Origin of the sequence: Paraburkholderia sp. BR10923, assembly GCF_040948765.1 — a bacterium.
Classification (GTDB): Bacteria; Pseudomonadota; Gammaproteobacteria; order Burkholderiales; family Burkholderiaceae; genus Paraburkholderia; species Paraburkholderia youngii.
The window spans coordinates 1-249 of the sequence record NZ_JBFPKO010000247.1 but is presented as its reverse complement, the minus strand read 5'-3'; the positions used below and the strand labels follow the sequence as shown (position 1 = coordinate 249).

Sequence of the window (249 nt, the reverse complement as noted above, 5' to 3'; positions counted from 1 at the left end):
TGATCCTCAGAAAGCTGCGGCGTTTTTACGTCCTTGTACTTGTCGCATTGCTCAACCGCTCCGCGGCTTCCGCTTCGACACCATGAACGGCGTCGTCGCCGAAAACGAATTATTCAGACCCGACTAGAGCGTGTTAGGAACTTCGATTGAGACCTGGTATCCTGGCGGGATGAAAACAACGGACCGCAAAGGGTATCCGACTGATGTGTCGGATGAGGAATGGAGTTTCGCGGCGCCGTATCTGACGCT

At 54.2% G+C, this 249-nt stretch carries 1 pseudogene; it reads left to right on the top strand.

The features are described 5' to 3' along the window. Positions 1 to 169 precede the first annotated feature (169 nt). Positions 170 to 249: pseudogene (locus tag AB3X94_RS42335) on the top strand (IS5/IS1182 family transposase); the annotation flags it as partial.